We start from the raw sequence: 4,462 nt of genomic DNA, 5'->3' as shown, positions 1-4,462 counted from the left end.
ATGGGCATGACCGACAGGCAGCGCCTGTTCGGCGTCGAGTTCCCACTGGCCTTTCCAGTGATCCTGACCGGCATTCGCATCGTCTTGGTGCAGAACATCGGCCTCGCCACCATTGCCGCGCTGATCGGCGGCGGCGGTTTCGGCGTATTCGTCTTCCAGGGTGTGGGCCAGACGGCGATGGACCTTGTGCTGCTCGGCGCGGTGCCAACGGTCGCGCTCGCCTTTGCCGCCGCCATCATCCTCGATGCGGTGATCGAAATGACCGCCACCAGGCGCAGGGTTGAAACGGCATGATCGAGATCGAAGGCATTACCAAGCGCTATGACGCGACGACCGTGGTCGATGACGTGTCGATGGTCATCGAGCCGCGCACCATCGCCGTCATTGTCGGCACGTCCGGGTCCGGCAAGACGACGCTGCTGCGCATGATCAACCGGCTGGTCGAGCCGACCTCGGGCATCATCAAGCTCGACGGCGCCGACAATCGTTCGCTGCCCGGCTATGAGCTGCGCCGCAGCATCGGCTACGCCATCCAGGGCCACGGCCTGTTCCCGCATCGCACGGTGGCGCAGAACATTGCCACCGTGCCGGTGCTGCTCGGTTGGGACAAGGACCGCATCAAGGCCCGGGTCGACGAACTGATGACGCTCTATCAGCTTGACCCCGAAGCCTTCGGGCCGCGCTATCCGCACGAACTGTCCGGCGGCCAGCAACAGCGCGTCGGCGTTGCCCGCGCGCTCGCCGCCGAGCCCAACGTGCTGTTGATGGACGAACCGTTCGGCGCCCTCGACCCGATCATCCGCAACAAGGCGCAGGAAGATCTGCTGGCGATCCAGAAGCGCTTCGGCACCACCATCATCCTGGTCACCCACGACATGGAAGAGGCCGTGCATATGGGCGACAAGATCGCGGTCATGGATGCCGGCAAGCTGGTGCAATACGCCAAGCCCGCCGAGATCCTGGCAAAGCCGGCAAGCGCCTTCGTCGAGACCCTGGTCGGCGCCAGCGAAAGGCCGTTCCGGCTGCTGTCGCTCGGTCGGGTCCGCGATGCCGTGGAGAAGGGCTCCGCCGAAGGCGAGGCGATCCCCGGCGACGCCAGCCAGCGTGACGCGCTGGCCGAATTGTTGTGGACGGGCCGGCCGGCGCTGCCGGTCAAAGGCGCCGATGGCAAGCCGCTTGGCCGCGTCACCGTCGACGGGCTGGTGAAGCGCGCGGCGAGGCCCGCATGAAGGCCTGGCTTCCATCGCTGCTCAGACTTGCCCTGGTGATGCTGCTCGTTGCCTTCGTCACCAATCCCGGCTGGTTCGTGCCGCTGCTGAAGCCGCTGACCGAAAACAATGCGCCGGTGATCTACAACCAGGGCAGCCTGCTGACGCTGACATTGCTGCATTTGCGCACGGTTCTGATCGCCACCGTGGCAGCAACCATCGTTGCGGTGGCGCTTGCCATCCTGGTCACCAGGCCCGCCGGCGCCGAATTCCTGCCGCTGTCGCGCAGCCTGGTCAACATCGGCCAGACCTTTCCGCCCGTGGCGGTGCTGGCACTCGCCGTGCCGGCCGTCGGCTTCGGCGAGAAGCCGACACTGATCGCGCTGTTTCTCTATGGCCTGCTGCCGATCTTCGAGAACGCGCTGACCGGCCTGACGACGCTACCTGCCAACGTCGTCGAGGCGGCGCGCGGCGCCGGCATGACCGGTTGGCAAAGGCTCACCAAGGTCGAGCTGCCGCTCAGCGCCCCGATCATTCTCGGCGGCATCAGGCTGTCGGTGGTGATCAGCCTTGCCACGGCGACCATCGGTTCGACCGTGGCAGCCAAAACGCTGGGCGAAGTGATCATCGCCGGGTTGTTATCCAACAATCTCGCCTTCATCCTGCAGGGCGGCCTGATCGTGGCAGCCCTTGCCGTGCTGATCTATGACGGCCTGTCGGCCATAGAGCGCTACACGGCGCGCCGGATGGGCCGGGAGGCAGAGTAGCCACGCCCTGCGTCAGGGCTAATTTCAATCGATCTAATCGCAGGGTGCTGACGGCAGCCGCCGCCTGGTCCCAACCATTTGGGCGAAAGCCGGGCAAAAACCGAACAATATCTTGACGTTCGCAGCCCTGTTTCGCATACACCGCTGCGAAGAGGCGGATTCCGTGCTCGGAATCCGGTCTTTGTCTCAACGGCCCAGGGAGGGGTTCTTTTGGGCCATCAATCGAGGAAAATCCGGCAATGACAATTATTTCCGCCGTCATCGCCTGCGGCCTGCTTTCAATCCTTTACGCCATCTGGGCGACACGTTCGGTCCTTGCGGCCGATCAGGGCAATGCACGCATGCAGGAAATCTCCGCGGCTATCCGCGAGGGCGCACAAGCCTATCTGGCGCGTCAGTACACCACCATCGCCATCGTTGGCGTCGTCGTCCTCGTGCTCGCCTGGTGGTTGCTGTCCATCACCGCCGCGATCGGCTTCCTGATCGGAGCGGTGCTTTCAGGCGCCGCCGGCTTCATCGGCATGCATGTCTCCGTTCGCGCCAACGTTCGCACGGCGCAGGCCGCATCGAACAGTCTCGCTGCCGGCCTCGACATCGCGTTCAAATCGGGCGCCATCACCGGCATGCTGGTTGCTGGCCTCGCCTTGCTCGGCGTGTCGATCTACTACCTCATCCTGACCCACTTCATGGGCCTCCAGCCCAATGACCGCATCGTCATCGACTCGCTGGTCTCGCTCGGCTTCGGCGCATCGCTGATCTCGATCTTCGCTCGTCTCGGCGGCGGCATCTTCACCAAAGGCGCCGACGTCGGTGGCGATCTCGTCGGCAAGGTCGAAGCCGGTATTCCCGAAGACGATCCGCGCAACCCGGCCACGATCGCCGACAATGTCGGCGACAATGTCGGCGACTGCGCCGGCATGGCCGCTGACCTGTTCGAAACCTATGCGGTGACTGTCGTCGCCACCATGGTTCTGGCTGCCATCTTCTTTGGCGGCACCGCCGTGTTGGGTGCGGCCATGCTTTATCCGCTCGCCATCTGCGGCGCCTGCATCCTGACCTCGATCGTCGGCACCTTCTTCGTCAAGCTCGGTTCCAACGGCTCGATCATGGGCGCACTCTACAAGGGCCTGATCGTCACTGGCCTGCTGTCCATCGTCGGCCTCGGCGTCGCCACCCAGGTGACGCTCGGCTGGGGTGAGGTCGGCACGGTCGCCGGCATGGTCATCACCGGCAAGAACCTGTTCATCTGCGGCCTGATCGGCCTCGTGGTGACCGGTCTCATCGTGGTCATCACCGAATACTACACCGGCACCAACAAGCGCCCGGTCAATTCCATCGCCCAGGCGTCGGTCACCGGTCACGGCACCAACGTCATCCAGGGCCTCGCGGTCTCGCTGGAATCGACGGCGCTGCCGGCGATCGTCATCGTCGGCGGCATCATCTCGACCTATCAGCTTGCCGGCCTCTTCGGTACGGCGATCGCGGTCACGACGATGCTCGGCCTTGCCGGCATGATCGTTGCGCTCGATGCCTTCGGCCCGGTCACCGACAATGCCGGCGGCATCGCCGAAATGGCCGGCCTGCCCAAGGAAGTGCGCCACTCCACCGACGCGCTCGACGCGGTCGGCAACACCACCAAGGCGGTGACCAAGGGCTACGCCATCGGCTCCGCTGGTCTCGGCGCATTGGTGCTGTTTGCCGCGTACTCGAACGACCTGAAGTTCTTCGCCGCCAATGGCGACAAATATCCCTACTTCCAGGGCATGGGCGAGATCTCCTTCGATCTCTCCAACCCATACGTCGTCGCCGGCCTGATCTTCGGCGGGCTGATCCCGTATCTGTTCGGCGGCATCGCCATGACGGCCGTCGGCCGTGCGGCGGGCGCCATCGTCGAGGAGGTGCGCAAGCAGTTCCGCGAGGATCCGGGCATCATGGCCGGCACCTCGAAGCCGAACTACGCCCGCGCGGTCGACCTTCTGACCAAGGCGGCAATCAGGGAAATGATCATCCCGTCGCTGCTGCCGGTGCTGGCGCCGCTCGTCGTCTATTTCGGCGTGCTGCTCATCTCGGGCTCGAAGGCGTCTGCCTTTGCAGCGCTGGGTGCCTCGCTGCTCGGCGTCATCGTCAACGGCCTGTTCGTCGCTATCTCGATGACCTCTGGCGGCGGCGCCTGGGACAACGCCAAGAAGTCCTTCGAAGACGGCTTTGTCGACAAGGACGGCGTCAAGCATCTCAGGGGTTCCGAGGCGCATAAGGCTTCGGTGACCGGTGACACGGTCGGCGATCCCTACAAGGACACCGCTGGCCCCGCCGTCAACCCGGCGATCAAGATCACCAACATCGTCGCGCTCCTGCTGCTGGCCGTGCTCGCGCACGGCTGATCTAGGCTTCAGCCCGAAACAACCCGCGGGAGCGATCCCGCGGGTTTTTTGTTGAGCAATGCCATGTCGACGCGTCAACAAGCCGATCTCTTGCATGCGGTAAATG

Annotated in this window: 4 protein-coding genes; all 4 read left to right on the top strand. The window is 64.5% G+C overall.

Annotated elements, in window-relative coordinates:
• Positions 1 to 294, top strand: a 294-nt coding sequence (locus ENZ74_RS23145) for an ABC transporter permease subunit (protein ID WP_127313007.1), incomplete at its 5' end; no start/stop codon positions are given.
• Positions 291 to 1,229: an ABC transporter ATP-binding protein gene (locus ENZ74_RS23140; protein WP_013532239.1), complete on the top strand. Its 939-nt coding sequence runs from the start codon at positions 291 to 293 to the stop codon at positions 1,227 to 1,229. The genes ENZ74_RS23145 and ENZ74_RS23140, both read left to right, overlap by 4 nt.
• Positions 1,226 to 1,975, top strand: coding sequence for an ABC transporter permease (locus ENZ74_RS23135; protein ID WP_013532238.1), 750 nt, complete (start codon positions 1,226 to 1,228; stop codon positions 1,973 to 1,975). Before ENZ74_RS23140 ends, ENZ74_RS23135 begins: the two co-directional genes overlap by 4 nt.
• 239 nt (positions 1,976 to 2,214) lie before the next feature.
• A complete protein-coding gene (locus ENZ74_RS23130) occupies positions 2,215 to 4,356 on the top strand; it encodes a sodium-translocating pyrophosphatase (protein WP_127313006.1) in 2,142 nt (713 codons plus the stop codon).
• Positions 4,357 to 4,462 lie beyond the last annotated feature (106 nt).

The organism is Mesorhizobium sp. M7A.F.Ca.CA.002.15.2.1, from assembly GCF_003998715.1.
Classification (GTDB): Bacteria; Pseudomonadota; Alphaproteobacteria; order Rhizobiales; family Rhizobiaceae; genus Mesorhizobium; species Mesorhizobium ciceri.
The sequence above is the reverse complement of the archived record's forward strand: the minus strand, read 5'-3'. Positions and strand labels throughout refer to the sequence as shown.